Origin of the sequence: Actinomadura macra NBRC 14102 (assembly GCF_001552215.1) — a bacterium.
GTDB classification, from domain to species: domain Bacteria; phylum Actinomycetota; class Actinomycetes; order Streptosporangiales; family Streptosporangiaceae; genus Spirillospora; species Spirillospora macra.
In genome coordinates this window covers 160309-186713 of record NZ_BCQT01000002.1, presented here as the reverse complement: position 1 = coordinate 186713, position 26405 = coordinate 160309, and the positions used below count along the sequence as shown (strand labels likewise).

General features: G+C 70.5%; 29 protein-coding genes and 1 tRNA gene. 17 read left to right on the top strand and 13 right to left on the bottom strand.

What is annotated here, in order from left to right; genetic code table 11:
- Nucleotides 1–268 precede the first annotated feature (268 nt).
- Entirely contained in the window at nucleotides 269–2806 is a 2538-nt protein-coding gene (dnaB, locus tag AMA02S_RS02095; protein WP_157430323.1) for a replicative DNA helicase, read from the top strand.
- Nucleotides 2807–2945: 139 nt separating this feature from the next.
- Entirely contained in the window at nucleotides 2946–3419 is a 474-nt protein-coding gene (locus AMA02S_RS02090; protein ID WP_245667310.1) for a MarR family winged helix-turn-helix transcriptional regulator, read from the top strand.
- A 7-nt stretch (nucleotides 3420–3426) separates the two neighbouring features.
- Here the strand turns inward: AMA02S_RS02090 and AMA02S_RS02085 are convergent, their stop codons facing one another.
- Nucleotides 3427–4515 carry an NAD(P)/FAD-dependent oxidoreductase gene (locus AMA02S_RS02085; protein WP_067450620.1) on the bottom strand — a complete coding sequence of 363 codons (1089 nt, stop codon included), beginning with the start codon at nucleotides 4513–4515 and terminating at the stop codon, nucleotides 3427–3429.
- Nucleotides 4516–4611: 96 nt separating this feature from the next.
- Nucleotides 4612–5067 (bottom strand): MarR family winged helix-turn-helix transcriptional regulator, encoded by a 456-nt coding sequence (locus AMA02S_RS02080; RefSeq protein ID WP_067450617.1) that lies wholly within the window; start codon nucleotides 5065–5067, stop codon nucleotides 4612–4614.
- 92 nt (nucleotides 5068–5159) lie between these two features.
- On the opposite strand from AMA02S_RS02080, the gene AMA02S_RS02075 reads away from it, so the two are divergent.
- Nucleotides 5160–5639, top strand: a complete 480-nt coding sequence (locus AMA02S_RS02075; protein ID WP_067450615.1) for a nuclear transport factor 2 family protein — start codon at nucleotides 5160–5162, stop codon at nucleotides 5637–5639.
- Complete coding sequence (locus tag AMA02S_RS02070; protein ID WP_067450612.1) at nucleotides 5632–6762, top strand: epoxide hydrolase family protein; 1131 nt, start codon at nucleotides 5632–5634, stop codon at nucleotides 6760–6762. Before AMA02S_RS02075 ends, AMA02S_RS02070 begins: the two co-directional genes overlap by 8 nt.
- Before the next feature lie 66 nt (nucleotides 6763–6828).
- Here the strand turns inward: AMA02S_RS02070 and AMA02S_RS02065 are convergent, their stop codons facing one another.
- Entirely contained in the window at nucleotides 6829–7620 is a 792-nt protein-coding gene (locus AMA02S_RS02065; protein ID WP_067450609.1) for an alpha/beta fold hydrolase, read from the bottom strand.
- Nucleotides 7621–7733: 113 nt separating this feature from the next.
- Between AMA02S_RS02065 and AMA02S_RS02060 the strand changes: the two genes are divergently transcribed.
- Nucleotides 7734–8582, top strand: coding sequence for a helix-turn-helix transcriptional regulator (locus tag AMA02S_RS02060; protein WP_067450605.1), 849 nt, complete (start codon nucleotides 7734–7736; stop codon nucleotides 8580–8582).
- On the opposite strand, the gene AMA02S_RS02055 is transcribed toward AMA02S_RS02060, so the two are convergent.
- The 3 genes from AMA02S_RS02055 to AMA02S_RS02045 all read right to left on the bottom strand — a co-directional run bounded on the left by AMA02S_RS02055 (nucleotide 8545) and on the right by AMA02S_RS02045 (nucleotide 11505).
- Nucleotides 8545–9765 (bottom strand): methyltransferase, encoded by a 1221-nt coding sequence (locus AMA02S_RS02055; protein WP_084264437.1) that lies wholly within the window; start codon nucleotides 9763–9765, stop codon nucleotides 8545–8547. The two genes, AMA02S_RS02060 and AMA02S_RS02055, sit on opposite strands and share 38 nt — an antisense overlap.
- A gap of 131 nt (nucleotides 9766–9896) precedes the next feature.
- On the bottom strand, nucleotides 9897–10763 hold the full coding sequence (locus AMA02S_RS02050; protein WP_067450602.1) for a helix-turn-helix domain-containing protein: 867 nt from the start codon (nucleotides 10761–10763) through the stop codon (nucleotides 9897–9899).
- A gap of 10 nt (nucleotides 10764–10773) precedes the next feature.
- On the bottom strand, nucleotides 10774–11505 hold the full coding sequence (locus tag AMA02S_RS02045; protein ID WP_067450599.1) for a DUF4097 family beta strand repeat-containing protein: 732 nt from the start codon (nucleotides 11503–11505) through the stop codon (nucleotides 10774–10776).
- Between the two features lie 200 nt (nucleotides 11506–11705).
- Between AMA02S_RS02045 and AMA02S_RS02040 the strand changes: the two genes are divergently transcribed.
- Together AMA02S_RS02040 and AMA02S_RS02035 are read left to right on the top strand one after the other, a co-directional pair.
- Nucleotides 11706–13091, top strand: coding sequence for an MFS transporter (locus tag AMA02S_RS02040; protein ID WP_067450596.1), 1386 nt, complete (start codon nucleotides 11706–11708; stop codon nucleotides 13089–13091).
- A 13-nt stretch (nucleotides 13092–13104) separates the two neighbouring features.
- Nucleotides 13105–13896, top strand: a complete 792-nt coding sequence (locus AMA02S_RS02035; RefSeq protein WP_067450593.1) for an SDR family NAD(P)-dependent oxidoreductase — start codon at nucleotides 13105–13107, stop codon at nucleotides 13894–13896.
- 95 nt (nucleotides 13897–13991) lie between these two features.
- Here AMA02S_RS02035 and AMA02S_RS02030 read toward each other — a convergent pair whose 3' ends face one another.
- Nucleotides 13992–14354: a nuclear transport factor 2 family protein gene (locus AMA02S_RS02030; protein ID WP_067450590.1), complete on the bottom strand. Its 363-nt coding sequence runs from the start codon at nucleotides 14352–14354 to the stop codon at nucleotides 13992–13994.
- Between the two features lie 223 nt (nucleotides 14355–14577).
- On the opposite strand from AMA02S_RS02030, the gene AMA02S_RS02025 reads away from it, so the two are divergent.
- From AMA02S_RS02025 to dnaN, 3 genes are all read left to right on the top strand, one after another.
- On the top strand, nucleotides 14578–16047 hold the full coding sequence (locus tag AMA02S_RS02025; RefSeq protein WP_067450587.1) for an AlkA N-terminal domain-containing protein: 1470 nt from the start codon (nucleotides 14578–14580) through the stop codon (nucleotides 16045–16047).
- 14 nt (nucleotides 16048–16061) lie between these two features.
- A complete protein-coding gene (locus tag AMA02S_RS02020; RefSeq protein ID WP_067450580.1) occupies nucleotides 16062–16562 on the top strand; it encodes a methylated-DNA--[protein]-cysteine S-methyltransferase in 501 nt (166 codons plus the stop codon).
- 120 nt (nucleotides 16563–16682) lie between these two features.
- Nucleotides 16683–17816, top strand: coding sequence for a DNA polymerase III subunit beta (dnaN, locus tag AMA02S_RS02015; protein ID WP_067450576.1), 1134 nt, complete (start codon nucleotides 16683–16685; stop codon nucleotides 17814–17816).
- 46 nt (nucleotides 17817–17862) lie between these two features.
- On the opposite strand, the gene AMA02S_RS02010 is transcribed toward dnaN, so the two are convergent.
- Nucleotides 17863–18426: a helix-turn-helix domain-containing protein gene (locus AMA02S_RS02010; RefSeq protein ID WP_067450573.1), complete on the bottom strand. Its 564-nt coding sequence runs from the start codon at nucleotides 18424–18426 to the stop codon at nucleotides 17863–17865.
- A gap of 186 nt (nucleotides 18427–18612) precedes the next feature.
- Here AMA02S_RS02010 and AMA02S_RS02005 point away from each other — a divergent pair, with 186 nt between their 5' ends.
- Both AMA02S_RS02005 and AMA02S_RS02000 read left to right on the top strand, forming a co-directional pair.
- Nucleotides 18613–19275 (top strand): B3/B4 domain-containing protein, encoded by a 663-nt coding sequence (locus tag AMA02S_RS02005; RefSeq protein WP_067450570.1) that lies wholly within the window; start codon nucleotides 18613–18615, stop codon nucleotides 19273–19275.
- Nucleotides 19275–20168: an EamA family transporter gene (locus AMA02S_RS02000; RefSeq protein ID WP_067450568.1), complete on the top strand. Its 894-nt coding sequence runs from the start codon at nucleotides 19275–19277 to the stop codon at nucleotides 20166–20168. The genes AMA02S_RS02005 and AMA02S_RS02000 overlap by 1 nt, the downstream gene beginning before the upstream one ends.
- A 103-nt stretch (nucleotides 20169–20271) precedes the next feature.
- Here the strand turns inward: AMA02S_RS02000 and AMA02S_RS01995 are convergent.
- From AMA02S_RS01995 to AMA02S_RS41240, 5 genes are all read right to left on the bottom strand, one after another.
- Nucleotides 20272–20356 (bottom strand) — tRNA-Ser (locus AMA02S_RS01995).
- A gap of 10 nt (nucleotides 20357–20366) precedes the next feature.
- Nucleotides 20367–20804, bottom strand: a complete 438-nt coding sequence (gene tadA / locus AMA02S_RS01990; protein ID WP_067450565.1) for a tRNA adenosine(34) deaminase TadA — start codon at nucleotides 20802–20804, stop codon at nucleotides 20367–20369.
- Between the two features lie 61 nt (nucleotides 20805–20865).
- A complete protein-coding gene (locus tag AMA02S_RS01985) occupies nucleotides 20866–21303 on the bottom strand; it encodes a tRNA adenosine deaminase-associated protein (RefSeq protein WP_067451492.1) in 438 nt (145 codons plus the stop codon).
- Between the two features lie 133 nt (nucleotides 21304–21436).
- On the bottom strand, nucleotides 21437–21922 hold the full coding sequence (locus AMA02S_RS01980; protein WP_067450562.1) for a tRNA adenosine deaminase-associated protein: 486 nt from the start codon (nucleotides 21920–21922) through the stop codon (nucleotides 21437–21439).
- Between the two features lie 156 nt (nucleotides 21923–22078).
- Nucleotides 22079–22444 (bottom strand): hypothetical protein, encoded by a 366-nt coding sequence (locus tag AMA02S_RS41240; RefSeq protein WP_157430322.1) that lies wholly within the window; start codon nucleotides 22442–22444, stop codon nucleotides 22079–22081.
- A gap of 84 nt (nucleotides 22445–22528) precedes the next feature.
- Between AMA02S_RS41240 and upp the strand changes: the two genes are divergently transcribed.
- The 5 genes from upp (at nucleotide 22529) to AMA02S_RS01955 (ending at nucleotide 26287) form a co-directional block, all read left to right on the top strand.
- The gene (gene upp, locus AMA02S_RS01970; RefSeq protein WP_067450559.1) at nucleotides 22529–23167 is read left to right on the top strand and encodes a uracil phosphoribosyltransferase; all 639 of its coding nucleotides are present in this window, start codon (nucleotides 22529–22531) and stop codon (nucleotides 23165–23167) included.
- A 301-nt stretch (nucleotides 23168–23468) separates the two neighbouring features.
- The gene (locus AMA02S_RS01965) at nucleotides 23469–23729 is read left to right on the top strand and encodes a hypothetical protein (protein WP_067450556.1); all 261 of its coding nucleotides are present in this window, start codon (nucleotides 23469–23471) and stop codon (nucleotides 23727–23729) included.
- Nucleotides 23730–23803: 74 nt separating this feature from the next.
- A complete protein-coding gene (locus AMA02S_RS41235; RefSeq protein ID WP_157430321.1) occupies nucleotides 23804–23962 on the top strand; it encodes a hypothetical protein in 159 nt (52 codons plus the stop codon).
- A gap of 7 nt (nucleotides 23963–23969) precedes the next feature.
- Entirely contained in the window at nucleotides 23970–24488 is a 519-nt protein-coding gene (locus AMA02S_RS01960) for a PH domain-containing protein (protein ID WP_067450553.1), read from the top strand.
- A gap of 302 nt (nucleotides 24489–24790) precedes the next feature.
- Complete coding sequence (locus AMA02S_RS01955; RefSeq protein WP_067450550.1) at nucleotides 24791–26287, top strand: helix-turn-helix domain-containing protein; 1497 nt, start codon at nucleotides 24791–24793, stop codon at nucleotides 26285–26287.
- Nucleotides 26288–26405: the final 118 nt, after the last annotated feature.

Below are 26405 nucleotides of genomic sequence, written 5' to 3'. Positions count from 1 at the left end.
CTTCACCGCACAGCCGGTGGACGAAGTCTTCGCAGCTCAACGTGCCTCTGCCGAAGTGGCCCGCACGTTATCCCCAGAGTTGTCCACAGGTCGTGCACAACCAAACCGGCGTGTCTGCACAGGGGCTCCACATCCTTGTCCACAGCTCGCTTTGCCCGTGACGGCGCGGGCTCGGGAGAATGTCGGACGCCTCAGGTAAACGTGGGATGGACGGTCGGCGCTGGGGCGGACGGGGACGCCGGCCGGCCGGGACGAAGGGGGTGCGACCGTGAGCGTGACCGATCTCGGACCGCAAGAGCACGAGTTCGAACGCACCCCGCCGAACGACATCACCGCCGAACAGGGTGTCCTCGGCGGCATGCTGCTGTCCCCGGACGCTATCGCCGAGGTCGTCGAGGTGCTGCGCGCCGGGGACTTCTACCGTCCCGCACACCAGATCATCTACGACACCATCCTCGACCTCTACGGTCGCGGTGACCCCGCCGACGCGGTCACCATCGCCGGCGAGCTCACCAAGAACGGTGAGATCGGGCGCATCGGCGGTGCCCCCTACCTGCACACCCTGATCTCCCTGGTGCCCACGGCCGCCAACGCCGGCTACTACGCCAAGATCGTCCACGAGCGCTCGGTGCTCCGCAAGCTCGTCGAGACCGGCACCCGCATCGTCCAGATGGGTTACGCCGCCGACGGGGCGGACGCCGACGAGGTGCTCGACCGCGCCCAGGCGGAGGTCTTCGCCATCGCCGACAAGCGCGCCGGCGAGGACTACGTCCCCCTCAGCGAGATCATGCCCGGTGCCCTCGACGAGATCGAGGCGATCGGCAGCCGCGGCGGTCAGATGGTCGGCTGCCCCACCGGTTTCGCCGACCTCGACGCCCTCACCAACGGCCTGCACCCCGGCCAGATGGTGGTGGTCGCGGCGCGGCCCGCGATGGGCAAGGCGATGGAGATCAGCACACCCCTCCCGACTCCGACGGGGTGGACGACGATGGGCGAGGTCCAGGTCGGGGATCACCTGATCGGGGCCGACGGCCGGCCGACCCGCGTCGTCGCCGCGACCGAGGTGATGGACGGCCGCCCCTGCTACGAGGTCGAGTTCTCCGACGGCGAGGTGATCGTCGCCGACGCGCAGCACCAGTGGCGCACGACGACCCGTGCCGACGGCGGCCGCCATCTCGTCACCCACCGTGAGGTGTTGACCGAGGTCGGGACCGAGTTCAGCGGCGCCCTTCTCACGGTCACCCGGGAGTTGGACCGCCGCGGCGAGGCCGGCACGACCCTCGCGAGGGTGCGCCCTCGCTACGAGTGCGCGAGCCTCCACGGAGGGCTTCTGCATCGTGCGGTCCGTCCCGGGAACGCCGCGACCATCCCGCGGCACCGGCCCGTCAAGACCACCGAGGAGATCGCGGCGACCCTGCGCCACGGCGGCGCCGGAGGCCCCAACCACGCCGTCGACGTGGCCGCGCCGTTCCAGCTCCCCCCCGCGGAACTCCCCATCGATCCCTACGTTCTGGGAGCGTGGCTCGGCGCCGGAGATGACCGGTCCGAAGCGATCACCTGTGTCGACGAGGAGGTCCTCGGCCACATCGAAGCGTCGGGTCAGCCGGTCGAGCGGCGCAGGACCCCGGGGCGGTTCGGCCTCCCCGGTCTGATCGGAATGATCAAGGAGCTGGGGGTGTGGCGAAACGAGCACATCCCGGCCGGCTACCTGCGCGCCTCCGAGGCACAGCGGCGGTCGTTGCTCGCCGGGATGCTCGACACCGGCGGGCAGGTCTCCGAGGCCGGGCGGGTGCGGCTCGCCTTCGTCACCAGGCGTCTCGCCGAGACAGCTCACGAGCTCGTCCTGAGCCTCGGCCACCGCGCGACCATGACGGCCAGACCGGCCCGGGGCCGCACCGGGGAGACCTCGACGTCCTACCAGGTCGACTTCACACCGACCGAGCCGGTGTTCCGGCTCCCGCGCAAGGCGGCCCAGCAGCGTGCGGCCGTTCGCCCGAACGCGGGGCACCCCGTCCGCTACATCGTGGACGTTCGGCCGGTGGAGAGCGTGCCCGTCCGGTGCGTCCAGGTCGACAACGACGACCACATGTACCTGGCCGGGCGCTCGTGCATCCCCACGCACAACTCGACGCTCGCGCTCGACTTCGCCCGCGCGGCCTCGATCAAGCACGGCCTGACGTCGGCGTTCTTCAGCCTGGAGATGGGCCGTAACGAGATCACGATGCGGCTGCTGTCGGCCGAGGCGCGGGTGGCGCTGCACGCGATGCGGTCCGGCACCATGCAGGACGAGGACTGGACGCGGCTGGCGCGGCGGATGAGCGAGGTCGCCGAGGCGCCGCTGTTCATCGACGACTCCCCCAACATGTCGATGATGGAGATCCGCGCCAAGTGCCGCCGGCTCAAGCAGCAGCACGATCTGCGCCTGGTCATCATCGACTATCTGCAGCTGATGAGCTCGGGGAAGCGGGTGGAGAGCCGGCAGGTCGAGGTGTCGGAGTTCTCCCGCTCGCTGAAGCTCCTCGCGAAGGAGCTGGGCGTCCCGGTCATCGCGCTGTCGCAGCTCAACCGAGGTCCCGAGCAGCGCACCGACAAGAAGCCGATGGTGTCCGACCTGCGCGAGTCGGGCAGCATCGAGCAGGACGCGGACATGGTGATCCTGCTGCACCGCGAGGACGCGTACGAGAAGGAGTCCCCGCGTGCGGGGGAGGCCGACCTGATCGTCGCCAAACACCGTAACGGCCCGACCGCGACGGTGACGGTCGCCTTCCAGGGCCACTACAGCCGCTTCGTCGACATGGCCCAGTAGTCCCGGGGCGCCTGCGGCAGGGATTCCGGTGCGGCGGTGACGGTGGTGTCGATTCCGGTTCCGGACAACGGCATTGCCATGTCCTCCAGGTGGTAGTTCGTGTGACGAACTGGGGAGGGTGCTGCCGTATTCTGGAGGGGTGGGCAAGGCTGAGGAGCAAATGGGGGTCGTCTCCGCGCTGGTGCGCGCCTCTTTTCTGGTGGACGCGGTGTACGCCGGGTCGGCTCGGGATCATGGGCTGACCGAACAGCAGGGGCAGTTGCTGTGCGTGCTGATGCCGCAGCCGTACGGGATGAGCGAGCTGGGCGCGATGCTGGGGCTGGCGAAGTCGAGCCTCACCGGCCTGGTCGACCGGAGCGTCCGCAACGGCCTGGTGCGTCGCGAGCCGGACCCGCGCGACGGGAGGGCGGCGCGCGTCGCCCTCACGCGCGAGGGGGCCGCGGTCGTGGCGGAGTTCTACGCCGACACGTGCCGGCGTGTCGAAGGGCTGACCTCGGGACTCACCGATGCCGAGCGCCGCGCGCTCGCGGGGCTGCTCGGCCGGGTGGTGCTCGACAACGACGTTCCGGTCGTCTTCAAGGAAGCGGACGAGGGGGCCGCCGCGGCGGGCTGAGGTCACCTCAGGCGGTGCCGAACAGCTCGGCGAACCGGTCGATGAGCAGGTGGGTGCCCTTGTACTCGGCGACGGTCCGCGCGGGCAGGACGGTGGGGCCGTCGGGAGTCGGGATCTGACCGACGCCGGCGGCGGGGCCGAGCGGGAGAAGGATAGACGGCACGGGGGACGGCCGGTAGACGGCCGCAGGCTCCTCGCCCCGGACCTGGGCGATGATGTTCGCCGCGACGACCTCGGCGTGCTTCATCGCGTGCGCGGCCATCTTGGCCTCGGCGATGTCGGTGATGTCGCCGAGCGCGTAGATGTGGCTGTGTCCGTGGACGTTGAGCTTCTCGGTCACCCGCACCTTTCCTTGGGGTGTGCGGGCTATGGCCTTTCCGTCGCCGAGGTAGTCGCCATTGGCGCTGGCGCCGTGGCAGCGGAACCAGATGTCGGCGGTGAGGTCGCCGCCGGTGGTGCGCACGGTGAAGGTCTCCGCCAGGCCGGGCCTGGTCGGCGGCTCGGTGAGCAGCGTGGTGTCCAGCCGCAGCTCGATGTTCAGGTCGCGAAGCTGCCGGTGCAGGTCGGCGTGCAGTTCCGGCAGGAACCCCGGGAGCACCTGCTCGCCCGGGTCGACGATCGTCACGCGCTTGTCCGGCCACGCCGCCCTGATCTCGCCGGCCAGTTCCAGTCCGACCGGACCGGCGCCGGCGATCAGCACGCGTCCGCCGCCCGCGAGCTCCTTGGACGCGGCGCGGAGCCGCTCCAGCGCCTGGTCTGCGACGTCGGTGTCCATCTTCGCCGGGAACGGGTAGCTGGAACCGGACGCGAGGACGAGGTAGTCGGCGTCGACACGGTCGCCGGAGGCCAGGGTGACGCCGCCGGAGTCCACCGAGGTGGCGCGCCCGCGGACGACCTCGCCGCGGGCCAGCAGCCTGTCGTAGGGGAAGAAGATGTTGCCCGCCCAGTCGGGCCGTACCAGCGCGCGCAGCGCTCCCACCGAGTGGACGAAGGCGTCCTTCGGCTCGATGAGGATGACGTCGGTGTCCCCGTCCAGTGCCTTCGCGGCGGCAGCGCCGCCGTAACCGCCGCCGATGACCGCGACAATACGTCCCATGATGGCTCCCCAGGAGTGTAGTTCGGTCTACGAACCATATTAGTTCGTGGAACGAACTTCAAATGCCGGGAACGGGGCGCCCGAGTCGTTTCGCCTTCAGCGGCTCCGGCCGTGGTGCTCGACGACCCGGGTCAGCAACTCGACGAGGCGGGTCCGCTCCGGTGCGGAGAGCGGAGCGAGCAACTCGTCCTGGACGCTCGCGAGGACGCGGTCAAGCTGCTCCAGGTGGCGGGACCCGGCCGCCGTGATCGTGATGATGTTGCGCCGGCGGTCGGCCGGGTCGGGCGAGCGTTCGATCAGATCCTTGGCGGCGAGTTCGTTGAGGGCGGCGACGACGTCACTGCGGTCGATGCCGGTGTGGCGTCCGAGCGCGGCCTGGCTGGCCGGGCCGTACTCGTCGAGGGCGGCGAGCAGCCGGTAGTGGTAGCCGCGGGCACCCGCCGCGGCGAACCCCTCGCTGACCAGGCGATGGCTGTGCGTGGAGGTCAGGTTGATCAGCCAGCTCGGCGTCCGCAGGAGGCGCGCCGGTTGCGCGGTATCGGCGTCGATCATGTGCCGCAGTCTAGCGACTTGTTGGCGTGACCAACGATCTCCTGTATTGTTGGCCAAGCCAACGTTGGAGTTGCCAACGAATCGGGGAGATCATGGAAGACAACGACCGCAGTGAACTGACCGGCCTGGTCACCCGGCTGGGAGCGTGGCTGGACGAGAAGCGCTTCGACGAGGCACGGAGCGTCCTCACCGAGGACGTCGTGGCCGAGACGGTCGGCGGGACCTCGCGAGGCATCGACGCCGTCACCGCACAAGCCCGCAGGCATCACGAGGTGCCGACCCAGCACCTCATCACCGACCCGCGCATCGACGTCGACGGCGACCACGCCACGATCAAGGCCAACGTGCTCGTCGTCTTCGTCCGGCCGGACGGTCTGGGGGTGTACGGCGAGATCTACGTCCTCGATGCCGTCCGGACGGCGGACGGCTGGCGGATCTCGCACGTGCGGGGCCGGCCGCTCTGGAACACCGAGTTGCCGCACCAAGCCCATTCGGAAACCGGCACACAGGAGACCCGCTCGCAGAAAGCCGGCACGAAGGAGACCCGCACGGGGGAGGCGGCAAATGCCTGAGATCACACCCTTCCGCCTGGACGTCCCGCAGGCCGACCTGGACGATCTCGCCGCACGCCTGGACCGCACTCGCTGGCCGGACGAGCTTCCCGGTGTCGGCTGGGATCACGGCATCCCGCTCGGCCGCGTGAAGGAGCTGGCCGAGCGCTGGCGGACCTCCTACGACTGGCGAGCCCAGGAGGCGAGGCTCAACGCGTTCCCCCAGTTCACGACGGAGATCGACGGGGCGGACATCCATTTCGTCCATGTCCGGTCGCCCGAGCCGGGCGCACTGCCGCTGATCATCACGCACGGGTGGCCCAGCTCGGTCGCGGACTTCCTCGACGTGATCGGCCCGCTCACCGATCCCCGGGCACACGGGGGCGACCCGGCGGATGCGTTCCATGTCGTCGTCCCGTCGCTGCCGGGGTTCACGCTGTCCGGGCCGACACGCGAGGCCGGATGGGACGTGAACCGTATCGCGCGTGCCTGGGCCGAATTGATGGATCGGCTGGGGTACGAGCAATACGGGGTACAGGGCGGCGACTGGGGTTGGCCGATCTCGAACGCGCTCGGTGCCGTGGCCACGGAACGGGTCGTCGGGGTTCACCTCAACTATCTGGGGTCACCGCCACCGCCTGAGGACGTGAGCGCGCTCTCGGCAGAGGACGAGGGAAGGCTACGACGTCAGAAGGAGTATCTGGCCAATCCCGCCGGGTACTGGCAGATGCAGTCCACACGTCCGCAGACCCTCGCGTACGGGTTGATGGACTCGCCTGTCGGCCAGCTCGCCTGGATCGCCGACAAGGTGACGGAGTGGACCGACCCTGCCAGCGGGATCGATGACGATCGCTTGCTCACGACCGTGATGCTCTACTGGCTCACCGGCACGGCGAGTTCGTCGTCAAGGCTCCATAGGGAGAACGCATCGCGGGGTGGTCCTCCGGCGCCGTGTCCGGTCCCGCTTGGCGTCGCGGTGTTCGCGCGTGATCTCGTCCTGCCCGTGCGGCGGCTTGTCGAACGCGCGTACGACGTCGTCCACTGGACGGAGTTCGATCGGGGCGGGCACTTCCCGGCCGTGGAAGTACCCGACCTGCTCACCGGTGATATCCGGGCGTTCTTTCGGCTGGTCGGGACGCGGTGAGCCGGCCGGGACCCGGGGTCGAGGACGAGTAGAGGCAAGGACGAGCAGGGTCAAGGACGAGCAGGGTCAAGGACGAGCCAGGAAGTCCCGGACGAGCTTCAGGAACTCGTCGGTCCGCTCCACCATCGCGACGTGCCCGGTGTCCAGTTCGGCGTACTCGCTGCCGGGGATGGCGGCGAAGAACTCGCGATGGTTCTCGACCGGGATCGTGGCGTCCCGCGTGCAGCCGATCACCAGCGTGGGGGCCTCGATCCTGGGGAGGAGATCCCGGATGTCCAGCCGCCGGACGAGGTCGATCTGGCGCCGCCGTCCGTCCGTCGGGCGCATGAACCCGTGGAACTGCTCGACCGCGTCGTGACCGATCTGGTTCAGGAACGGGCGGCTGTAGGCGAGGAGCGTCGCGAACCGTCCGAACGCGTCGGCGCTGTCCGACAGCAGCAGCCAGGTGCCCATCGCCTGCTGGATGTACTCGTCGCCCGCGTGGGTCAGTCCCGCGACGGGGATCAGCCGCCGGATCAGGTCGGGACGGAGCGCGGCGACGGCCGCGACGGTGGGCGCGCCCAGGGAGAAGCCCATCAGATCCACGGGCGTGCTCCCGGCGTCGCCGGCGCCGACGTCCTCGATGACGGCGATGACCTGCGCGGCGAGCGCCTCGATGGTCACCGGGGCGCCGTCGTCCTCGGCGGGGTCGCTGCCGGCCAGGTCGGGGAGGATCACGGTGTGCCGGTCGCCGAACCGGTCGATCAGCTCGTTCCACATGATCGAGCCGGGGCCGACCCCGTGGACGAGGACGAGCGGGGGACCCGACCCGTCCCGCCGGTAGGTCACACGGGCGTTTCCAACAGTGAGAGTTGTCATGCCCTCGACTCCACCAGCGCGTGGCGAGAATGAGGAGCGGACCGTTCTGGCTAGGACAAGCGATCCCAGGCTGCGGGTTTTGGACAGCCCATCCCGCGACCGATCATAGGGATATGGACCGCAGTGAGCTCGCCGACTTCCTCCGCCGCTCCCGCGAGCGGTTGCGCCCGCAGGAGGTGGGCCTCGTGGCCGGGCCCCGGCGGCGCACCCCGGGGCTGCGCCGCGAGGAGGTGTCGCAGCTCGCCGGGATGTCCGCCGACTACTACATGCGGCTGGAGCAGGCGCGCAGCCCGCAACCGTCGTCCCAGCTTCTCGGCGCGCTCGCCCGCGCGCTCCGGCTGACCGAGGACGAGCGCGACCACCTGTACGTCCTCGCCGGTCACCGGCCGCCCGCCGGGCCGTACGCGGGGGAGCACGTCCGGCCGGGGCTGCTCTACCTGCTGGACCGGCTCCAGGAGACCCCCGCGCAGATCATCGGTGATCTCGGGGACGTGCTGGCGCAGAACGCGATGGCGGAGGCACTTTTCGGTTGCGTCTGCACGGTCGAGGAACCTGACCGCAACATCGTCTGGCGCTGGTTCACCGATCCGTTCGTCCGGAGGGCGTATCCGGAGGACGAGCACGGCGACTACGCCCGCATGCACGTCGCCGACCTGCGCGCCGCCGTCGCACGGCGGGGGAACGACGCGGTGGCGTCCGCCCTGGTCGAGCGGCTGCACGGCGCCAGTGAGGAGTTCACACGGTTGTGGGAGCGGCACGAGGTCGCCGTGCACCGCGGCAGCCGGATGAGGGTCCTGCACCCGGAGGTCGGGATCATCGAGTTCGACGCGGAGGCCCTGCTCACGCCCGCCGAAGATCAGCGGCTGTTCGTGTTCACCCCGCCGCCCGGGACCGCGAGCATCGAGGCGCTGGAGTTGTTGCGCGTCATCGGCCCGGAGACCGCCCACCGGAGCCACGCCTGAGCCGCCACAGCGATGTGACCTCGGTGACGCGGGCGGCATGCAGCGGGTCGTCGGGGTCGGCGGCGCGAGGGTGCGCGGGTGCGGTGTCGAGCCGTCCCACGACCTCCAGGCCGGAGGCGCGGAATGCCTGGAGCAGGTCGTCCCGCGCCCGCAGCCCGAGGTTTTCGGCCAGATCGGAAAGGATCAGCCAGCCTTCCCCATCGGGTTCCAGATGCACAGCGAGCCCGTCCAGGAATCCGTGGAGCATCCGGCTGCCCGGGTCGTAGACGGCGTGTTCCAGCGGTGAGCTGGGTTTTGCGGGAACCCATGGCGGATTGCAGACGATGAGCCCGGCGCGGCCCTCCGGATACAGGTCGGCTTGGACGACCTCCACGCGGTCGGTCACGTCCAAACGGCGGGTGTTTTCGTTGGCACACGCGAGGGCGCGCGGGTCCTGGTCAGTGGCGATGACGCGTTGCACGCCCCGGCGGGCGAGAACGGCCGCCAGCACGCCGGTGCCTGTGCCGATGTCGAATGCGACCGTCGCCGGAGGGAGCGGTGCCTCGGCGACCAAGTCAACGTACTCGCCTCTGACCGGAGAGAACACCCCGTAATGCGGGTGAATCCTGTCCCCGCCTAGCGCGGGTATAGGCACACCCTTCTGCCGCCATTCGTGCGCACCGATCAGCCCCAGAAGCTCGCGCAGGGACGTCACGTACGGCTGGTCGTCAGACCCATACGCTTCTGTGCACGCCTGGACGACGTCCGGTGCCCGCCTCAAGGGGACGATGTGCCCCGGCTCGAACGGGATGAGGAGCATGCCGAGCGTGCGCGCGCGCTGAGCCCGTGCCTGGCGGTACAGGTGGAAAGCTTGAACCTGGGACGGTTCCGCCTTCCTCCTTGGGCGCCTTGGAGGGCGGTCGATCCGACGCGCCAGCGCTTGGAGGAGCTGTCGCGCGTTCTGGAAGTCGCCGCGCCACAGCAACGCGGTCCCCTCGCAGGCCAGGCGGTACGCGTCGTCCGCGCGGGTCTCGTCGCCGGCGATCTCGACACGGCGGGGCGGCGCGGCGCCGCTCTCCGATCGCCACCGGGCACAGTGGTCCGCGCCGTCCTCCTGCCAGCAGACGACTGCCCCGTCGAGGCCTACAGCACCCTCAACGCCGCTGGTGTCGCCCGCGCCGGCGGTGCCTTTACCCCCGTTCACCTCGCCCCTCCGCGTCTCATCCGACGTTCCGCGAGTATCCGATACCTCAGCCTGATCGTATGGCCCGTCCAGCGCGGTACGTCCGTACCGAACTCCCGATGGGCTTTGACCCAGAGACGCGAGAATCGAATTCAGTCGAGATCGAAGCACTCCCGGCTGGAGAGGTGCCGGGACGTCGCGGCGAGCCTGCGGAGCGCCCGCTCGGAAGGCGAACCGGGTTCGGCGGCGTACAGCATCAGGCGGCTCAGGTCGGGGTCGCCGGGCAGGTGCAGGGTCTCGAACGGCAGCATGAGCCGTCCGACGTCCGGATGCCGCAGCCGGGCCTCACCGTGCGTCAGTTCCGTCACATGGTGCGCGGACCACATCCGCCCGAACTCCGGGCTCCGCTCCCGCAGGCAGTCGATCAGCGCCCGCAACCGCGGGTCGCCCGGGTCCTGGCCGGACCGGAACCGCAGGTAGGCGACGTTGCGGCGGGCGACCTTCAGCCAGTTGTCGTCGAGGCGGGCCTTGTAGTCGTCGTTGAGATGGATCTGGTGCGACCAGGTGCGCTCGTCCGCCGGGACGCTCGCCAGGTCCACGAAGACGGCCGAGGTCAGCCGGTTCCAGGCGACCACGTCGGTGTAGTGCCCGACGACATAGGCGGGCGCGTGGTCGATGGCGTCGAGCAGGTGCTGGAGCGGTGGACGCAGGCGCGGCGGGCCCGGGGCGCGGGTCCGCCGCGGCGGGTGGGCGAGGCGGTGCAGGTGGGCGTGCTCGTCGGCGTCCAGACGGAGCGCTCGCGAGATCGCGTCGAGGATCTCGGTGGACACGTTGTCGGCGTTGCCCTGCTCAAGCCGGATGTAGTACGCGACGCTGACTCCGGCGAGCTGGGCAAGTTCCTCCCGGCGCAGCCCAGGGACGCGGCGGCGGCTGCCATAGGCGCGGACACCGACGTCTTCGGGTTGCAGGCGCGCGCGCCGGGACTTGAGGAATTCGCCGAGTTCTCCTGTCTGCGCCATGCCGGTGAGGCTATCCGGCGGGTTTCACCGTGATGTCACCATTGCTGGTGGACACGTCAATGCGGTGCTGACCTGAGGGGTCGTTCGTGAGGTCGATGTCCCTGTCACCGTTGTTGGTGTGCGTGGTCAGCTGGTAGCGCCCCGCTGGGACGGCGATGGTGACGTCCCCGTTGGACGTCTTCGCTCGGACGTCCTGTGGCGTGTCGGGGGTGAGCTTGACGTTCCCGTTGGACGTCTGCGCCTCGATGCGGCCGCCCCTGAGCCCGCGTCCCTCGATCCGGCCGTTGGAGGTCGACGCCTTGATCGGCCCGGTCACCCCGTCCAGGCGGATGGAACCCGAACTGGTTCGCACATCCACCGCGCCCACACGCGTCAGCTTGATCTCACCGCTCGACGTCGTGCCGCTCACCGGGAGCCCCGCCGGAACGTCGACGGTGTAGCTCACCGAGCAGTGCGAACCGCAGCCGTTGAGGACGAGGACGCCGTTCTCGATGCGGTGCGTCGGCCCGTCCGGCCTATCGTCCCGGTACTTGATCTTGCGGTGCAGGGCCAGAGCGCCCGCTCCGCCCCGCAGCCTCACGCTGCCGGAGCCGATGTCCAGCCGGACGGCGGTGATCTTGCCTTTCAGGCCGGGGTCGTCCTCGTAGGTCGAGGCGAACGCCATGCCGCAGGCGCTCAGCGTGGTCCCGGCGACGGCCGCCACGATGACGGCCCCGGTGAGGGTGGAGAGCTGGCGGCGCACGGTTCCTCCTCTGCGAGGCGTTTCGACCCGTCCGAATCTAGGAGCCGGGGGATCGGACGGTCGCCACGCCGGAGCGCCATGTCCGTCCTGGCTCCCAGGTCTCCCCGAACCGCTACCCAGGTCTCCTTAGCCTGCTTCTGCCGGTGGTACGAACGGCCGGGGACTGGGTACCCGTACCCGCCGCGACGATCGTCTCCCCCATGACCGTCATCACCGCCGCCCCCGCCGCCGAGCGGATGTCGTCGCGGCACAAGCTGATCCTGACCCTTCTCCTCGGCGCGCAGTTCATGCTCGCCATCGACTTCTCCATCCTGAACGTGGCCCTGCCCGTCGTCGGCGAGGGACTGGGCTTTGGCCTGGGCGAGCTGCAGTGGATCGCCACCGCGTTCGCGCTGCCCGCCGCCGGTTTCACCCTGTTGTTCGGCCGTGTTGCCGACCTGTTCGGACGGCGCCGGATGCTGCTCGCCGGAATGGCGCTGCTGGCGGCCGGCTCGCTGGTCGGCGGGCTCGCCGCGTCCCCGGCCATGCTGCTGGCCGGCCGCGTGCTCCAGGGGTTGGCCACCGCGATCGCGACCCCGGCCGCGCTGTCGCTGCTCACCACGTCGTTCCCGGAAGGGCCGCTGCGGACGCGGGCGCTCGGGCTCAGCGGTGCGCTGATGTCCGCCGGCTTCACGGTGGGCGCGATCCTCGGCGGCGTCCTCACCGACCTGCTGAGCTGGCGCTGGGCGTTCCTGATCAACGTGCCGGTCGCGGTGGCGATCCTCGCCGTCACGCCCGCGCTGGTCGGCGAGAGTCGGTCGCGGGACGCCGCCCGGCTGGACGTGCCCGGCGCGGTGACCGTCACCGGCGGTCTCCTCGCACTGGTGTACGGCATCACCTCGGCCGGCGCACACGGCTGGGGCGACCCGTTCGCGGCCGGCGCGCTGGCCGCCGCCGCTGTCCTGCTCGTCGCCTTCGGCCTGATCGAACGCCGCTCACCGGCCCCGCTCGCCCCCCTGCACGTCCTGACGAGGCGGACCGTGACCTGGGGCAACGTCGGTGGTTTCATCGCCTTCGCCACCGAGACCTCGCTGGTGTTCCTGATGACCCTCTACCTCCAGCAGGTCCTCGGGTTCTCGCCGCTGACCACCGGCCTCGCGCTCGGCGTGCTCGGAGCCGGGACGTTCGCGGGCGGCGTCGCGGCGCCCCGCATCATGGGACGGCTCGGCGGCCGGGCGACCCTCGCCGCCGGGCTCGTGCTCCAGGCCGCCGCGACCCTGGCGCTGGTCGGGCTCGGTTCCACGCGGGACGGGCTCGCCCTGATGCTCACCGCCACCGCCATCGGCGGATTCGGGAATCTCGTCGCGATCGTCGCGTTCATGGGTCTCGCGACGTCGGGGCTGCCGGACGGCGAGCAGGGCCTCGCGACCGGGCTCGCCACCATGACCCAGCAGGTCGCCATCACCCTCGGCATCCCTGTGATGAGCGCGGTCGCCACCGCGGGCACGTCGTCGGTGCTCGGCGGCGTCCACGCCGCCACGCTGGTCAACGCGCTGGTCGCGCTCGTGGGCGCCGGCCTGGCCGTCCTGTTCCTCCGCCGCTCCTGAAAGGCCCGAACCGATGGATCTTGAACTGTCCGGAAAGGTGTACATCGTCACCGGCGCGTCCGCCGGGATCGGCGAGGCCACCGCCCGCCTCCTCGCGGATGAAGGTGCCCGCGTGGTGGGTGTCGCCCGGAGGCCGGTGGACGAGCCCGAGCGAGCGAACGGCGGGCGCGTGACCGGTGTCGCCGCCGATCTCACCGACCCGTCCGCCGCCCAGCACGTGGTGGACACCGCCCTCGACCGGTACGGTCGCGTCGACGGACTCGTCAACAACGCCGGAGCCCTCGAGTCGCGGATCGGCTTCCTGGACGTCACCGACGACCAGTGGCACGCCACGTTCGAGCTGAACTTCCACGCTGCGGTCCGGATGGCCCGTGCCGCACTGCCCGCTCTGATCGACCAGGGCGCAGGCAGCCTCGTCCACATCGCCAGCGAAGCCGCGCGGTTTCCCGATACGCCCCTGGTCGACTATGCCGCGTCCAAGACGGCGCTCTTGTCGGTGTCCAAGACCCTTGCGGGGGAGTTCGGACGCTGTGGCATTCGCTCCAACATCGTCACCCCTGGCCCCACGCGGACCCGGTTGTGGGACGAGCCGGGCGGGTTCGCCGACCAGCTCGCATCCCAGTTCGGGCTCCCGGTCGAGGAGGCCATCGAGCGGTTCGTCCGCGAGGAGCGGCGGCTGCCCGCCGCCCGCCTCGGGACCCCGCAGGACGTGGCGCGCGTTATCGCCTACCTGCTGTCACCACTGGCCGTGCAGGTCACGGGTGCGGAATGGCCGGTGGACGGCGGCGCGCTCCGCCAGCTCTGACCCAGTCCCGACCTCAGCTCTGACCGCCGGGGCGTGCCGGGCCCCATCCTGCCCGGCACGCCCCGGCCGTCGCCTTTTCCGGCATATCCCGCGGCTCAGGCGGGGACCTTGTCGAGGAACCCGTGGACGCGGTCGAAGCGGCCGTCCGCCGCGAACACCGCCACGTCGAACCCGACCACCATCGCCTCGCCGCCCTCCGGGCCGAGCTCCCAGGTGAAGCGGGCCACGTCATGATGGGCGTCCACCGCGCCCGCCGCACGGAAGACCAGGCCGGGGAACTGCTTCTGCGCGGCGCCGATGAAGGCGTCGATCGCGTCCCGTCCCTCGGCGACCCCGAGGGGGTCGACGTAGACGGGATTCTCGGTCCACAGCTCGTCGATCGCCGCGCGCCGCGCGGCCGGGTCGGTCTCGTTCCAGATGGCCAGGTACCGCTCGACCTGCTGCTGGACGTCGCTCATCTCTGCTCCTATGTATTCCGTCTGGCTTCATCCGGTCTTGTCTGCCCCGGTGCGCCCTACGCTGCCAAGCCCGCGACGTAAGATCGATTACCTGGGACGTCATGCTCCGGCGCGCGAGCAGCCACACCCCTGCGGCGGCATGTCTCCCACCAGGCCGGATGCCGGGACAATGATGTCGGAATTCCGCTAGTGAACTCCCCTGACTATCCGTGATGCTGGAGACATGCACGAAGACGTGGAAAGGTGCGTGCGGGCCGTCCAGTCGAAGGACGCCCGGTTCGACGGATGGTTCTTCACCGGGGTCGTGACCACGGGGATCTACTGCCGTCCGAGTTGCCCGGTCGTGCCGCCGAAGCCGGAGAACATGCGCTTCTACCCGAGCGCCGCCGCCGCACAACAGGCCGGATTCCGGGCCTGCAAGCGCTGCCGCCCCGACACCAGCCCCGGTTCCCCCGAGTGGAACCAGCGGGCGGACGTCGTCGCCCGGGCCATGCGGCTCATCGCCGACGGCGTCGTCGACCGCGAGGGCGTACCGGGCCTCGCGGGACGCCTCGGCTACAGCACCCGTCAGGTGGAGCGCCAGCTCAACGCCGAACTAGGCGCGGGCCCGCTCGCCCTGGCTCGGGCCCAGCGCGCGCAGACGGCACGACTTCTGATCGAAACGACAGCCCTCCCGATGGGGGACGTGGCGTTCGCGGCGGGTTTCGCGAGCATCCGCGCCTTCAACGACACCGTCCGGGAGGTGTTCGCCCTGACACCGAGCCAATTGCGTGATCGCGTCGCCAAGGGCCACCCGCCAGCGGGCTCCGGGTCGCTCTCGCTGCGACTCCCGTTCCGTGCACCGCTCTGCCCCGACAACCTGTTCGGCCATCTCGCCGCCACCGGCGTCCCGGGCGTCGAAGAGTGGCGGGACGGTGCGTTTCGCCGCACCCTGCGGCTACCCCATGGTCCTGGAATCGCCACATTGCGGCCCCAGCCCGACCACGTGGCCTGCACGCTCACCCTGAGCGACCTGCGGGACCTCACCATCGCGATCAGCCGCTGCCGCTGGATGCTGGACCTCGACGCCGACCCCGTCGCGGTGGACGACCTGCTCCGCGCCGACCCGGTGCTCGCCCCGCTGGTCGACAAGGCCCCCGGACGCCGCGTCCCGCGCACGGTGGACGCTCCGGAGTTCGCCGTCCGGGCCGTCCTCGGGCAGCAGGTGTCGGTCGCCGCCGCGCGCACACACGCTGCGCGACTCGTCACCGCCTACGGGGAGCCCATCACCGACCCGGGCGGCGGACTGACCCATCTGTTCCCGACCCCGGCCGCCCTAGCCGACCTTGACCCGGAGACCCTGGCTTTTCCGAAGTCCCGCCGCACGACCTTCACCACCCTCGTCGCATCGCTCGCGAAAGAGGAGATTGACCTCGGCGTAGGAAGCGACTGGGAAGAGGCCCGCGCGCGCTTGGCCGAGCTGCCCGGATTCGGCCCCTGGACCATCGAGACCATCGCGATGCGTGCTCTCGGTGACCCCGACGCGTTCATCCCGGGCGATCTCGGCATCCGCGCCGCCGCCCGCACCCTCGACCTGCCCACGTCCCCCGCCGCACTCACCCGGCGTGCCGCCGAATGGCGCCCCTGGCGCGCCTATGCCGTCCAGTACCTGTGGGCAACGGGCGATCACGCCATCAACCTCCTCCCGGCCTAGAGAGGATCTTCACCATGGAACCGACGCACGCCGTCCTGGACAGCCCCATAGGCCCCCTCACCGCGGTCGTGATCGACGGTGGCCTGTCCGGCCTGTACATGGACAAGCAGCGGCACCGTCCCGCCGAAGAGACCTTCGGTGCCCCCACCGAGAACCGGGAAACCTTCGCCGCCGTCGCCGAGCAACTGGACGCCTACTTCGCGGGCGATCTCACCGAGTTCGATCTGCCGCTGAACATGCGCGGAACGCCTTTTCAGAGCCGTGTCTGGGCCGCGCTCCAAGAGATCCCTTACGGACAGACGATCACCTATGGCGAGCTCGCGGTGGAGATCGGCAAGCCCTCCGCGTCCCGCGCGGTCGGTCTGGCCAACGGAAAGAACCCGATCAGCGTCATCGTCCCCTGCCACCGCGTCGTCGGCTCCACCGGCGACCTCACCGGCTACGGCGGTGGCCTGGAGCGCAAACGCCACCTGCTCGACTTCGAGCGCAAGACCCTCGGCGCCGCCCTTTTCTGAGGGAGTGCCGGTGTTCTCAGCGGGCAGTCGAGGTGGTCGGGAATTGTCGGAGGCTGGGGATAACGTGTTCTGTCAGGGCCGGGAACCCGGCCTTGACAGAATCGCGGAAAGGCAGCCGACGTGGAGCTCCGGGTAGACCGTCAAACGCTCGCCGACGCCGTGGCGTGGGCGGCGCGGACGCTGCCGGCGCGCCCCGCGCTGCCGGTCCTCGCGGGCATGCTCATCGAGGTCACGGCCGACGGAGGGCTGGCCCTGGCGGGCTTCGACTACGAGGTGTCCGCCCGCGCCCGCATCGAGGCCGCCGTGGCGGAGCCGGGCCGTGTCCTCGTCCCCGGACGGCTCCTCGCCGAGATCGTCCGGAACCTTCCTCCACAGCCTGTGGATATCTCCACCAAAGGGTCGGAGGTCGTGGTCCGCTGTGGCCCCGCCGAGTTCGGTCTCCTCACGATGCCCGTCGAGGACTACCCGACCCTGCCCGAGCCGCCCGCCCGCGCCGGTACCGTCCCCGGCGACCTGTTCGCCGCGGCCGTCGCCCAGGTCGTCCCGGCGGCGGGCCGCGACGACACCCTGCCCATGCTCACCGGCGTCAGGATCGACATCGAGGGCGACACGATGTGGCTGGCCTGCACCGACCGCTACCGCATCGCCGCCCGCGAGCTCACCTGGTCCCCGGCCGACCCCGGCTTCACCGCCGGCGTCGTCGTCCCCGCCCGCACCCTCGCCGACACGGCCAAGGCCGTCCGGCAGGGCGCCGAGGTCGCCATCGACCTCGCCGGCACCGGCGACACCCTCATCGGCGTCTCCGGCGGCGACCGCAGCATGACCAGCCGCCTCCTGGACGAGCAGTACATCAACTACAAGGCGCGCCTGGCCGGCACGTGGTCGTCCGTCGCCGAGGTCGAGACCGCGCCCTTCATCGAGGCGATCAAGCGCGCGGCGCTCGTCACCGAGCGCGGGACGCCGATCCGGCTGGCCTTCACCGCGGACGAGGTCCGCATCCGCGCGGCCTCCGGCGATGCCGCCCGCGCCAACGAGAGCCTGTCCGCCCAGCTCAGCGGTGACGACGTCGACCTTGCTTTCAGCCCCCAGTACCTTTTGGACGGCCTTGCCGGAATCGACACCGAGCGCGCACGGCTGGAGTGCACCGGCCCCACCAAGGCCGCCCTCCTCACCGCCATCCCCGACGACGAGAAGTCCGACAAATCCGATACCGGCTACCGCTACCTCGTCATGCCCGTCCGACTCACAGCCTGATACGCCCAGGGTCCGACATCTTCACGACGCCCTGCGGTCGGTTCGGCTACAGATCAAGTACGGCCAGGACGAACCGGACGTCACGGCTGCCGGTGTTCCCGTACGAATGGGGCCGGTCGCCCACGAACACCGCCGCCGTCCCCGCCTGGACCAGGTCCGTGCGGCCGTCCACACCGAGCGTCAGGGTGCCCTCCTCCACGTACACGATCTCCTTGGTGCCGGGGACGTGCGCATCGCTCTCCCGCGTCTCGCCGGGGCGCAGTTCCCAATGCCACAGTTCGAGCGAAGGGCGGGGATCGCTCCCGGCCAGCAACGTTCCCTTGCCCCCGCTCGGCCCCTCCCACAGGACGACGTGCCGGTCGGGCGGGAACAGCCGCACCGGCGGCTCTTGTTCCACCTGGACCAGCCGGGTCAGAGGCACCCCGAGCGCGTCCGAGATCCGGATGAGCGTCCCGAGGTTGGGGTTCCCCCGCCCCTGCTCCAGTCCGACGAGCACGCCCTTGCTGACACCGGCCCGTCCCGCCAGTTCGTCCAGGCTCCATCCGTGGCCCGCCCGGAGCGCCCGGACGGTCCGCGCGACGGCCTCGCCGATCGCCTCCTGTTCGCCCAAGCCATCCCCCTGCGTTCATTTCGCGACATCGCGCTCGTGTGACGGATGAGGTCACTCTCGACCAGAACTTCGCGAAGCCGCCGGGCCGCCGCGAGCGGCGGGCCCAGGAAAGATGGCGAAACCCACAGAGCGGGTCGGTAGGATGACCGCAGAGTTCATTATAGTGACCGCACGAGGGGACTGGACATGTTGGAGCGGATCGCCGTCGATGAGGCCGTACGGGAGTTGCGTCCCGACTTCGCCGTGCTCGTCGTGACCGCGAAGGGGCTGGCGAACGGGCCGAGCGACGAGCAGTCGGCGGGATGGCTGGCCCAGGCCGCCGCGAAGGCCGGCGACGATCCGCACGTGGAGTCCTGGCGCGAGGCGTACCGGGCGTTCGGTGCCAAACCGCAACGCACCCGCCCCTCGGTGGACGCGCTGCTCCGGCGGGCCGACGCGCTCCCGTCCATCAACCGGGTCGTCGACGCCTACAACGCGGTCAGCGTCGAGTACGCGCTGCCGATCGGCGGCGAGGACCTCGACGCCTACCAGGGCCCCGCGCGGCTGGTGCGGGCCACTGGCGACGAGCCGTTCGACGTGATCGCGGGCGGCGAGCCCGCGGTGGAGCACCCGGCGGCGGGCGAGGTCGTCTGGCGCGACGACGCGGGCGTGACGTGCAGGCGCTGGAACTGGCGGCAGTGCGTCCGCACGCGCCTCACCGAGGACACCGAGAACGGGCTCTTCCTGCTCGAACGCCTTGAGCCGTACGGCCTCGACCGGCTCGCCGAGGCCGGTGACGAGCTCGCCGCGCGGCTCCGGGCGATCTCTTCCGAGGTGCGGATCGAGAGCCGCCTGATCGAAGGGCCCTGATGGTCACGGTCCTCGCGCTCGGAGCGGCCCTGGCGTACGGCGTCGCCGACTTTCTCGGCGGCGCGGTCGCCCGCCGCTCCACGGCGCTGAAGGCGCTGGCCTGGTGCGTCCCGATGGGACTCGCGGTCGTCCTGCTGTCGGCGCTGATCACCGGCGGCGACGCCGGGTGGGGCCCGATGGCGTGGGGCTTCGGCGCCGGCCTCGCGGGCGGGACGGGCCTGATCACCTTCTACCGGGCGCTCGCGCGAGGCCCGATGAGCGTGGTCGCGCCGGTGTCCGCGCTGACCGCGGCCGTGCTGCCGGTCGCCGTGGGCACCCTGCGCGGTGAGCGGCTGGACGCGATGGTCCTCGCCGGAGTCCTGCTGTGCGTCGTGGCGATCGGGCTGGTCAGCATGGAGGACGGCGGCGCCGAGGACGCGTCCGGAGCCAAGGGGCCCGCCGCGTCCGGATGGCGGCGCCTCGTGGACTCGGGCCCGGTGATGGCCGGGGTGTCCGGCGCCTGCTTCGGGATCTTCTTCGTCCTGCTGAAGGCCGCCGGGGACGACGGGGGCCTGTGGCCGCTCGTCGCCGCACGTGCCGGCAACCTGGTCGTCGTACTCGTCGCACTGCTGTTCATGGCGCTGCTGCGGGGCGGCGAGGCCGGTCCCCCGGTGTCGGGACGCGCGCTCATCGGCCTGGCACTGCTGTCGGGCGCCCTCGACGCCGGCGCGAACGCGCTCTACTTCGTCGCCGTCCAGAACGGGATGCTCAGCCTCGCGGCCGTCCTCACCTCCCTGTATCCGGCGATCACGGTGCTCCTGGCCCGGATCGCCTACAGCGAACGGCTTCGCGCGGTGCAGCGTATCGGCATGGCGGTCGCGGTGGCCGGCGTCGCACTCGTCACCGTCGGCTGACACTCGTGCGTTTCGGCCGGCATGTGCACCCGGCTGACTCCCGCACTCGGCTGACACCGGCAGCGCGAAGGGCCGCGACGGAGTCGCGGCCCTTGACGGTCGGCGGTGGTGGTGGGATTCGAACCCACGGAAGCTTGCACTTCACACGCTTTCGAGGCGTGCGCCCTCGTCCACTAGGCGACACCACCGCGGGGAAGCCTACCGGACTCTGCGGCGCGCGAAGAACCCGGAGAGCAGCGCGCCGCACTCGTCGGCGAGCACTTCGGCGACGACCTCCGGGCGGTGGTTGAGCCTCCGGTCCCGGACGACGTCCCAAAGGGAACCCACGGCGCCGGCTTTGAGGTCTACGGCACCGTAGGCGATGCGGCCCACGCGCGCTTGCACGGCGGCTCCGGCGCACATCGTGCACGGTTCGAGCGTGACGACCAGGGTGCATCCGGACAGCCGCCAAGCACCGAGGGCGGACGCGGCGCCGCGCATCGCGATGATCTCCGCGTGCCCGGTGGGATCGGCGGCCCGCTCGCGGTCGTTGTGCCCGGTGCCGATGACCTCACCCGATGGGTCCAGGACGACGGCGCCGACCGGGACCTCCCCGGCATCGAACGCCGCCCGCGCCTCCTCCAGCGCCCGCCGCATGGCCGCGGCGAGATGGGGCGGTGTCCCGGGCCCGTCGGCGGGGCCTGCCGCGGGACCGGGCTCAGTCACGGAGGCGGTCGAACTCCTCGCCGAACCCGGCGTGCTCGGCGACCGTCAGCAGCGCGTCGCCCGGCAGCGCCCGCTCCCCGAGGTCGCTGAGCTGCTTGGCGTCGACACCGAGATCGTCCAGCACGGCCGGGTCGCCGCCGGCATCGCCGTCCGGCACCTCGCCGACGAGCTGGCCGAACAGCGAGCCGAGCCCGTCCTCGCGGACGGTCGACACATACGCGCGGGGCTCGTCCTGCCCGTCCAGCCGGACGACCGCGAACCAGTCGTCGTCCTGCTCGATCAGCAGGACGACCGGGTCACCGTAGGACTCGACGGCCGCCTCCCGCATCAGGTCGGCGACATCGTCGACGCCCTGGGCCTCGGCGAGAACGGCCTCGGTCCCGACCCAGCCCTGCGGGGTGCGCGCGAAGACGGCGGCGAAGTACGACACCAGGCCATTGTGACCCACGGGGTTACCCCGATCACAACCCCTGACCGCCGCTTCCGTGCCGGAAGCGGCGGTTCCTGACGGTTCCGGATTCGGGACGGTGCCCGCGAGGGGCTCCAGACGAAGCGGACGGGGGTCAGCCCACAGCGTCGACCGCCCGCTCGAAGGCGGGGGCGAAGCCGATGCGGCCGGCGATGCTGAGGAGCATCTCGTCGGGGTAGAGCTCCAGGTCGCCGGAGATGGCACCGATCTCCATCTCGTCCAGGCCGAGGTCGGCGAAGATCGACATATCACCGACCGGCAGGACCTGGTCGAGTTCCTCGTCGTTGGGGATCGGTATGTCCAGGTATTCCAGGACTTGGCCGGCCAGCGGCCAGTCGACCGAGGCCGTCACGTCCGACAGGAACACCATCACCTCGTCGCCGAGCAGACGGATCGCCACGAAGAAGTCATCGCCGACCGAGACCAGCCCGACCGTGCCGCCGAGGCTCGGCTGCTGGCGCAAGGCGTGGATCAACCCCGCTAGATCCTCGGTGAGCGCCACCGGGAGGATCTCGGCTTCCCAGCGGTCGTCTTCCCGGTACACCACGACGGCAAAGTCCGTCGCGTCAACATCCGTCATTTCCACCCCACCGGCGCGGTTCCTGCCAGGGGCATGGTCGCAGATGCGGCGCGCCCTCGCGTGCCCCACCGCCAAACTGGCCACCGCACCCCGATGTGAGATCGGGAGTCAGCGCCGTTTTCCGGTGTCGCGTGGCAAGAGCCTGCTGGATCCGCGTCAATTGACACGGAACGTGCGCCGGCGCAACGCGGCGTGGATTCGCGCGCGGCGGGAGCGGTGCGGGGTGACGCGCCGGCGCAGCTCACGGGCCTCGGCCAACTCGCGCAGGAAGATCGCGCGACGGCGCAGATGCTCGCGTACCTGCTCGGGGGAGATGTCGCCCCGCGGGCCGGGCCGTGGTTCGGGGCCCGGATCGGCTGTGACTTCGGTCACCGCGGGCGCGGGGAGGTGCGCCAGGGGCTGCTCGGAGGAGGCGGAGGCGGTCCGCCCAGGGGCATCGGGCACGCGGTGTTCAGGCGGATCGGGCGCGGGTTCACGGACCCGCGCCGGGGGTATCGGCTGCTGATCACTCTCGCTGCTCATAACGGCATACTGCCCAGCTCAGGGGCGTCCTATCCTGTTCCGGCGGGGTCTGGCAGTTCTGACCAGGTGGGCTACGGTGAGCGGATGCAGACCCTCGCCGTCGATCATCCGCTCGTCGCGCACAAGCTCACCACCCTGCGCGACGTGCGCACCGACTCGCCGACCTTCCGGCGTCTCACCGACGAGCTGGTGACCCTCCTGGCGTACGAGGCTACCCGCGATGTCCGGGTCGTCGAAGCAGTGGTCGAGACGCCGCTGGTCTCGTCCCAAGGCGTTCAGCTTGCGAGCCCCAAGCCGCTGGTGGTGCCGATCCTGCGTGCGGGCCTTGGGATGCTGGACGGCATGACCCGGCTGCTGCCCACCGCCGAGGTCGGTTTCCTCGGGATGATCCGGGACGAGGGAACGCTCCAGGCCCAGACGTACGCGACCCGCCTTCCGGACGACCTGTCCGGCCGGCAGTGCTACGTCCTGGACCCGATGCTCGCCACGGGCGGGACGCTCGCCGCCGCGGTCAAGCTCCTGTTGGATCGCGGCGCCGACGATGTCACGGCCCTCTGTCTGCTCGCCGCTCCGGAAGGGCTGACGTACTTGGAGCAGGCATTCGAGGGCATCGCGGCGCCCATCCGGGTGGTCACCGCCGCGATCGACTCGCACCTGAACGACCAGGGCTTCATCGTGCCCGGCCTCGGTGACGCCGGAGATCGTCTCTACGGCGTCGTCTGACGCTGCGACGTCCTACCTGTTCGTCCCGCCCATTCGTCCTGGTCGGCCTATGGGTTCTTCCTGCTCGTTTCGTCCTACGAATGGCTCATCCCGGTGACGCTCTGCACACAGTGTGATTCGGCTTGAGCGGTGTGTGATCCGGGCGGGGTGAGGATTCGTCCGTGGGCGGGCCGGCGGATGTTCGTTCCAGATGGCAAGGGGTAATAACGCGCTACGGAACGTCAGTGAGCGTTCCCCTCCGCCGCCCCGGCACAGGGGACCGTTTCGGACCGGGCGGTGTGAGCGAACCCGAGGAAACGTGATGGCTCACCAAGGGGACGGGGACCTGCCGCAGTACGCCGCGATCGGCGAGCGGCTCATCGAGGAGTTCGAAGGGGTGCACGCGGCCGAGACGGTGTCCCGGTGCGTGTCCGCCGCGCGTTACGGGGCCGAGGAGGTCACGGGGTCGGCGCCGTCCGAACTGGTCGAGCGGATCGCGCGCAGGCACCTGGAGGTGCTTGCCACGGTCGCGGCCGAGAAACGGCGCCGGGCGCGCCGTTCCTCTCTCGACAACGCGCCATAGACCTTGCTTTGCCGGTGATGCGGCCTGTGCGAGACTGAACCGGGGTCCGTGGCTCGACGCTCCGGGAGGCTGCCGTGCCCACAAAGAAGTACATGACATGGGCCGCCGCGGCCTTCGTGGCGTACTACGTCATCAGGGAACCAGACCGGCCCGCCCGGTCGGTGGGCAGCGCGGCCGGTGGCCTCGCCTCCGCCGCGGGTTCCCTGTCCACCTTCGTCAGCACGCTCGCCTGAGGCCGGCATGAGGCTCGTGACCCCCGGGGATTCCGCCCCCGCGTCGGTGAACAAGTACCTCCTCCCGCACGAGAACCAGGTCATCACGGTGCGGCGGCACCCCGCCGTCCTGATGGTCCCGGTCGGTCTCGTCCTCGGCGGTCTGATCACCGCCGGCGTGCTGAGCAACACCGTCAAGGACGCACTGGCGTATATCTGGTGGGGCTGGCTGATCCTGCTCGCCTGGTTCGTCTGGCGCGTCGCGGAGTGGTCCGTCGACTACTTCGTGATCACCAACCAGCGGATGCTGCTGACCACGGGGCTCATCACCCGCAAGGTCGCGATGATGCCGCTGGCCAAGGTCACCGACATGAGTTTCAAGCGGACGATCGCCGGGCGCATGCTCGGCTACGGCGAGTTCGTCCTGGAGTCCGCGGGCCAAGACCAGGCGCTCTCGACGGTGGAGTATCTTCCCTACCCCGAGCAGCTCTATCTGGAGGTCTGCGAAATGATCTTCCCCAACAAGAACCCGTCGGCGGACGAGTGACCCTCGTCCGGAGCGGGGCTCCGGTTCTGCTTTGGGGTGGACGTTATCTCGGGTTTCTGCCGATCGTGGGTGGCTCGTCGGATACGGTCGGAGTTGTCAGGCGCCGTGTTCGCCGGACGGGGCACCGGCTCACAGGCCGGCGCGCGGGCTGCGGCGCTCACAGCATCGGTCCAGGGGGGTGGGCAGGTCCCCACAGGCGGTCTCTTCTCTCGCCGCTTCATTACTCTCGATGTGCGATAACCCGCAATGTGCAATCATGTCGGCACCCCAGCCGCCTGATTACTTCCGCTAAGTGAGTCCACATGCCGGGTCCAGGCAACGTCGGCGAACGTGTCCGCAACCTGCGGCTGACCAGACGCTTGTCGCAGGCACAACTCGCCGGTCACGACCTTTCCGACAGCTACATCTCATTGATCGAGTCCGGTAAGCGCACGCCGACGCCGACCGTTCTGCGAATGCTGGCCGAGCGCCTCGGCTGTACGCCGGAGTACCTAGCCGAGGGCGTGGAGCCCGAGCAGCGCGCCCACCTGGAGGTACGCGAACGCCACGCGCACCTCGCGCTGATGGGCGGCGACCCCGTGACCGCCGAGGCGGGCTTCGACGAAGTGATCGCCCGCAGCGACGACCAGGAGCTGACGGCCCGCGCCCGCTGGGGCCGCGCCCGCGCCCTGGAAGAGCTCGGCCGCACCGATCACGCCATCGGGTTGTTCGAGGAGTTGCGCGAGCAGGCCGAACGCGACCCCGGCCGGGCCAGCTGGCTGCCACCGGTGATCGCGCTGGCCCGCTGCTACCACGCGGTCGGCGACCTCGGGCAGGCGGTCGCGCTCGGTGAGCGCGCCATGGAGCGGCTGCGCCGCCTCGGGCTCGGCATCGGCCAGGAGTACACCGAGGCCGGACGGATCCTGCTACTGGCCTACGTGGACCGATCCGCCCCCGTCCGTGCCCACGAGATCGGACGACGCCTCCTCTACCCGGACGTGTCGGGCGACATGCCGTCCACGAGCGCCTGCTACCAGCGGGCCAGCATCCGTGCGCTGGAAGAGGGGACGATCGGCGATTCGCTGTACTTCGCCGATCAAGCCTTGGCCGCACGTACCGACAGCACCCCCGTACAGACACACGCGCGCTTGCACCTAGCCGCCGCCAAGGCGCTACTCAAGGGCGTCATGCCGTTCTCGAAGCCCGCACCGTCCCCGCTTCCGGGTGCTGCGGCCGGCAAGGCCGTCCCCCCGTCTGGGGAATACAACGGGACGGACGCCACGGCGACGGAACGCCCCCGCCCGGAAGTCTCCCCGGAGGCGGCGAGGGAAGCCCTTGACCTTCTCCAAGGGACATCCGTCCTCGAAGGGGCCGAAGCCACCGAGAGCACCATCGCCAGGGCGCGCGCGCTCGTGCTGGTCGGCGAGCTGGACGATGCCGTCGCCACTCTTGAAGGATTCCTCGATACGGGTGTGGCCCTTGCCGCGCCTGACGAGCCACCCCAGGTGGAAGCGCAGCCAGGTGACGACCTCACCGCGCGCACCCAGAAAGCCGTCCTGGCGCGTGTGGTCCTGGCCCGTGCCAGAATCGCCCAAGGGGACCTTTCGGCCGCTCAGGCGGTCCTCAGGGCCGCGTCAGAGCAGCTGAGCACCCTTCCGGCGGGACGTCCGGCGGCACGGCTGTTCCGTGAGATGGGCGAGGTGTACGAACTCGTCCAGGACATGGACAGCGCCGCGAGCGCGTACCGCCGGGCCTTGGAGGCCGCCGGCCTGCACGCCGCGCGCGCTCAGGAGGCCAACTGCGATCTCGGGCGCGTCTGACCGTTCTCCAGGTCTGACACTTCGGTGGGCAACCGTGGGGCCGGAATAGAACACCGGCCCCACGAGTCTTACTATGAAGACATGGGATGACTGGCTGACCGGATGTCCCGCCCGCACC

Excerpts from the sequence above, each read along its gene's own strand:
- AMA02S_RS02060 (WP_067450605.1), top strand. The coding sequence starts at position 7,734 with ATGGACCGCAGTGAGCTCGCCGACTTCCTCCGCCGCTCCCGCGAGCGG.
- AMA02S_RS02035 (WP_067450593.1), top strand. The coding sequence starts at position 13,105 with ATGGATCTTGAACTGTCCGGAAAGGTGTACATCGTCACCGGCGCGTCC.
- AMA02S_RS02065 (WP_067450609.1), bottom strand. The coding sequence starts at position 7,620 with ATGACAACTCTCACTGTTGGAAACGCCCGTGTGACCTACCGGCGGGAC.
- AMA02S_RS01980 (WP_067450562.1), bottom strand. The coding sequence starts at position 21,922 with ATGACGGATGTTGACGCGACGGACTTTGCCGTCGTGGTGTACCGGGAA.
- AMA02S_RS02085 (WP_067450620.1), bottom strand. The coding sequence starts at position 4,515 with ATGGGACGTATTGTCGCGGTCATCGGCGGCGGTTACGGCGGCGCTGCC.
- AMA02S_RS01960 (WP_067450553.1), top strand. The coding sequence starts at position 23,970 with ATGAGGCTCGTGACCCCCGGGGATTCCGCCCCCGCGTCGGTGAACAAG.
- AMA02S_RS41240 (WP_157430322.1), bottom strand. The coding sequence starts at position 22,444 with ATGAGCAGCGAGAGTGATCAGCAGCCGATACCCCCGGCGCGGGTCCGT.
- AMA02S_RS02005 (WP_067450570.1), top strand. The coding sequence starts at position 18,613 with ATGTTGGAGCGGATCGCCGTCGATGAGGCCGTACGGGAGTTGCGTCCC.
- AMA02S_RS02020 (WP_067450580.1), top strand. The coding sequence starts at position 16,062 with ATGGAACCGACGCACGCCGTCCTGGACAGCCCCATAGGCCCCCTCACC.
- AMA02S_RS01965 (WP_067450556.1), top strand. The coding sequence starts at position 23,469 with ATGGCTCACCAAGGGGACGGGGACCTGCCGCAGTACGCCGCGATCGGC.
- AMA02S_RS02040 (WP_067450596.1), top strand. The coding sequence starts at position 11,706 with ATGACCGTCATCACCGCCGCCCCCGCCGCCGAGCGGATGTCGTCGCGG.
- AMA02S_RS01955 (WP_067450550.1), top strand. The coding sequence starts at position 24,791 with ATGCCGGGTCCAGGCAACGTCGGCGAACGTGTCCGCAACCTGCGGCTG.
- AMA02S_RS02070 (WP_067450612.1), top strand. The coding sequence starts at position 5,632 with ATGCCTGAGATCACACCCTTCCGCCTGGACGTCCCGCAGGCCGACCTG.
- AMA02S_RS02030 (WP_067450590.1), bottom strand. The coding sequence starts at position 14,354 with ATGAGCGACGTCCAGCAGCAGGTCGAGCGGTACCTGGCCATCTGGAAC.
- AMA02S_RS02050 (WP_067450602.1), bottom strand. The coding sequence starts at position 10,763 with ATGGCGCAGACAGGAGAACTCGGCGAATTCCTCAAGTCCCGGCGCGCG.
- tadA (WP_067450565.1), bottom strand. The coding sequence starts at position 20,804 with ATGCGGCGGGCGCTGGAGGAGGCGCGGGCGGCGTTCGATGCCGGGGAG.
- AMA02S_RS02025 (WP_067450587.1), top strand. The coding sequence starts at position 14,578 with ATGCACGAAGACGTGGAAAGGTGCGTGCGGGCCGTCCAGTCGAAGGAC.
- upp (WP_067450559.1), top strand. The coding sequence starts at position 22,529 with ATGCAGACCCTCGCCGTCGATCATCCGCTCGTCGCGCACAAGCTCACC.
- AMA02S_RS02000 (WP_067450568.1), top strand. The coding sequence starts at position 19,275 with ATGGTCACGGTCCTCGCGCTCGGAGCGGCCCTGGCGTACGGCGTCGCC.
- AMA02S_RS02080 (WP_067450617.1), bottom strand. The coding sequence starts at position 5,067 with ATGATCGACGCCGATACCGCGCAACCGGCGCGCCTCCTGCGGACGCCG.
- AMA02S_RS02075 (WP_067450615.1), top strand. The coding sequence starts at position 5,160 with ATGGAAGACAACGACCGCAGTGAACTGACCGGCCTGGTCACCCGGCTG.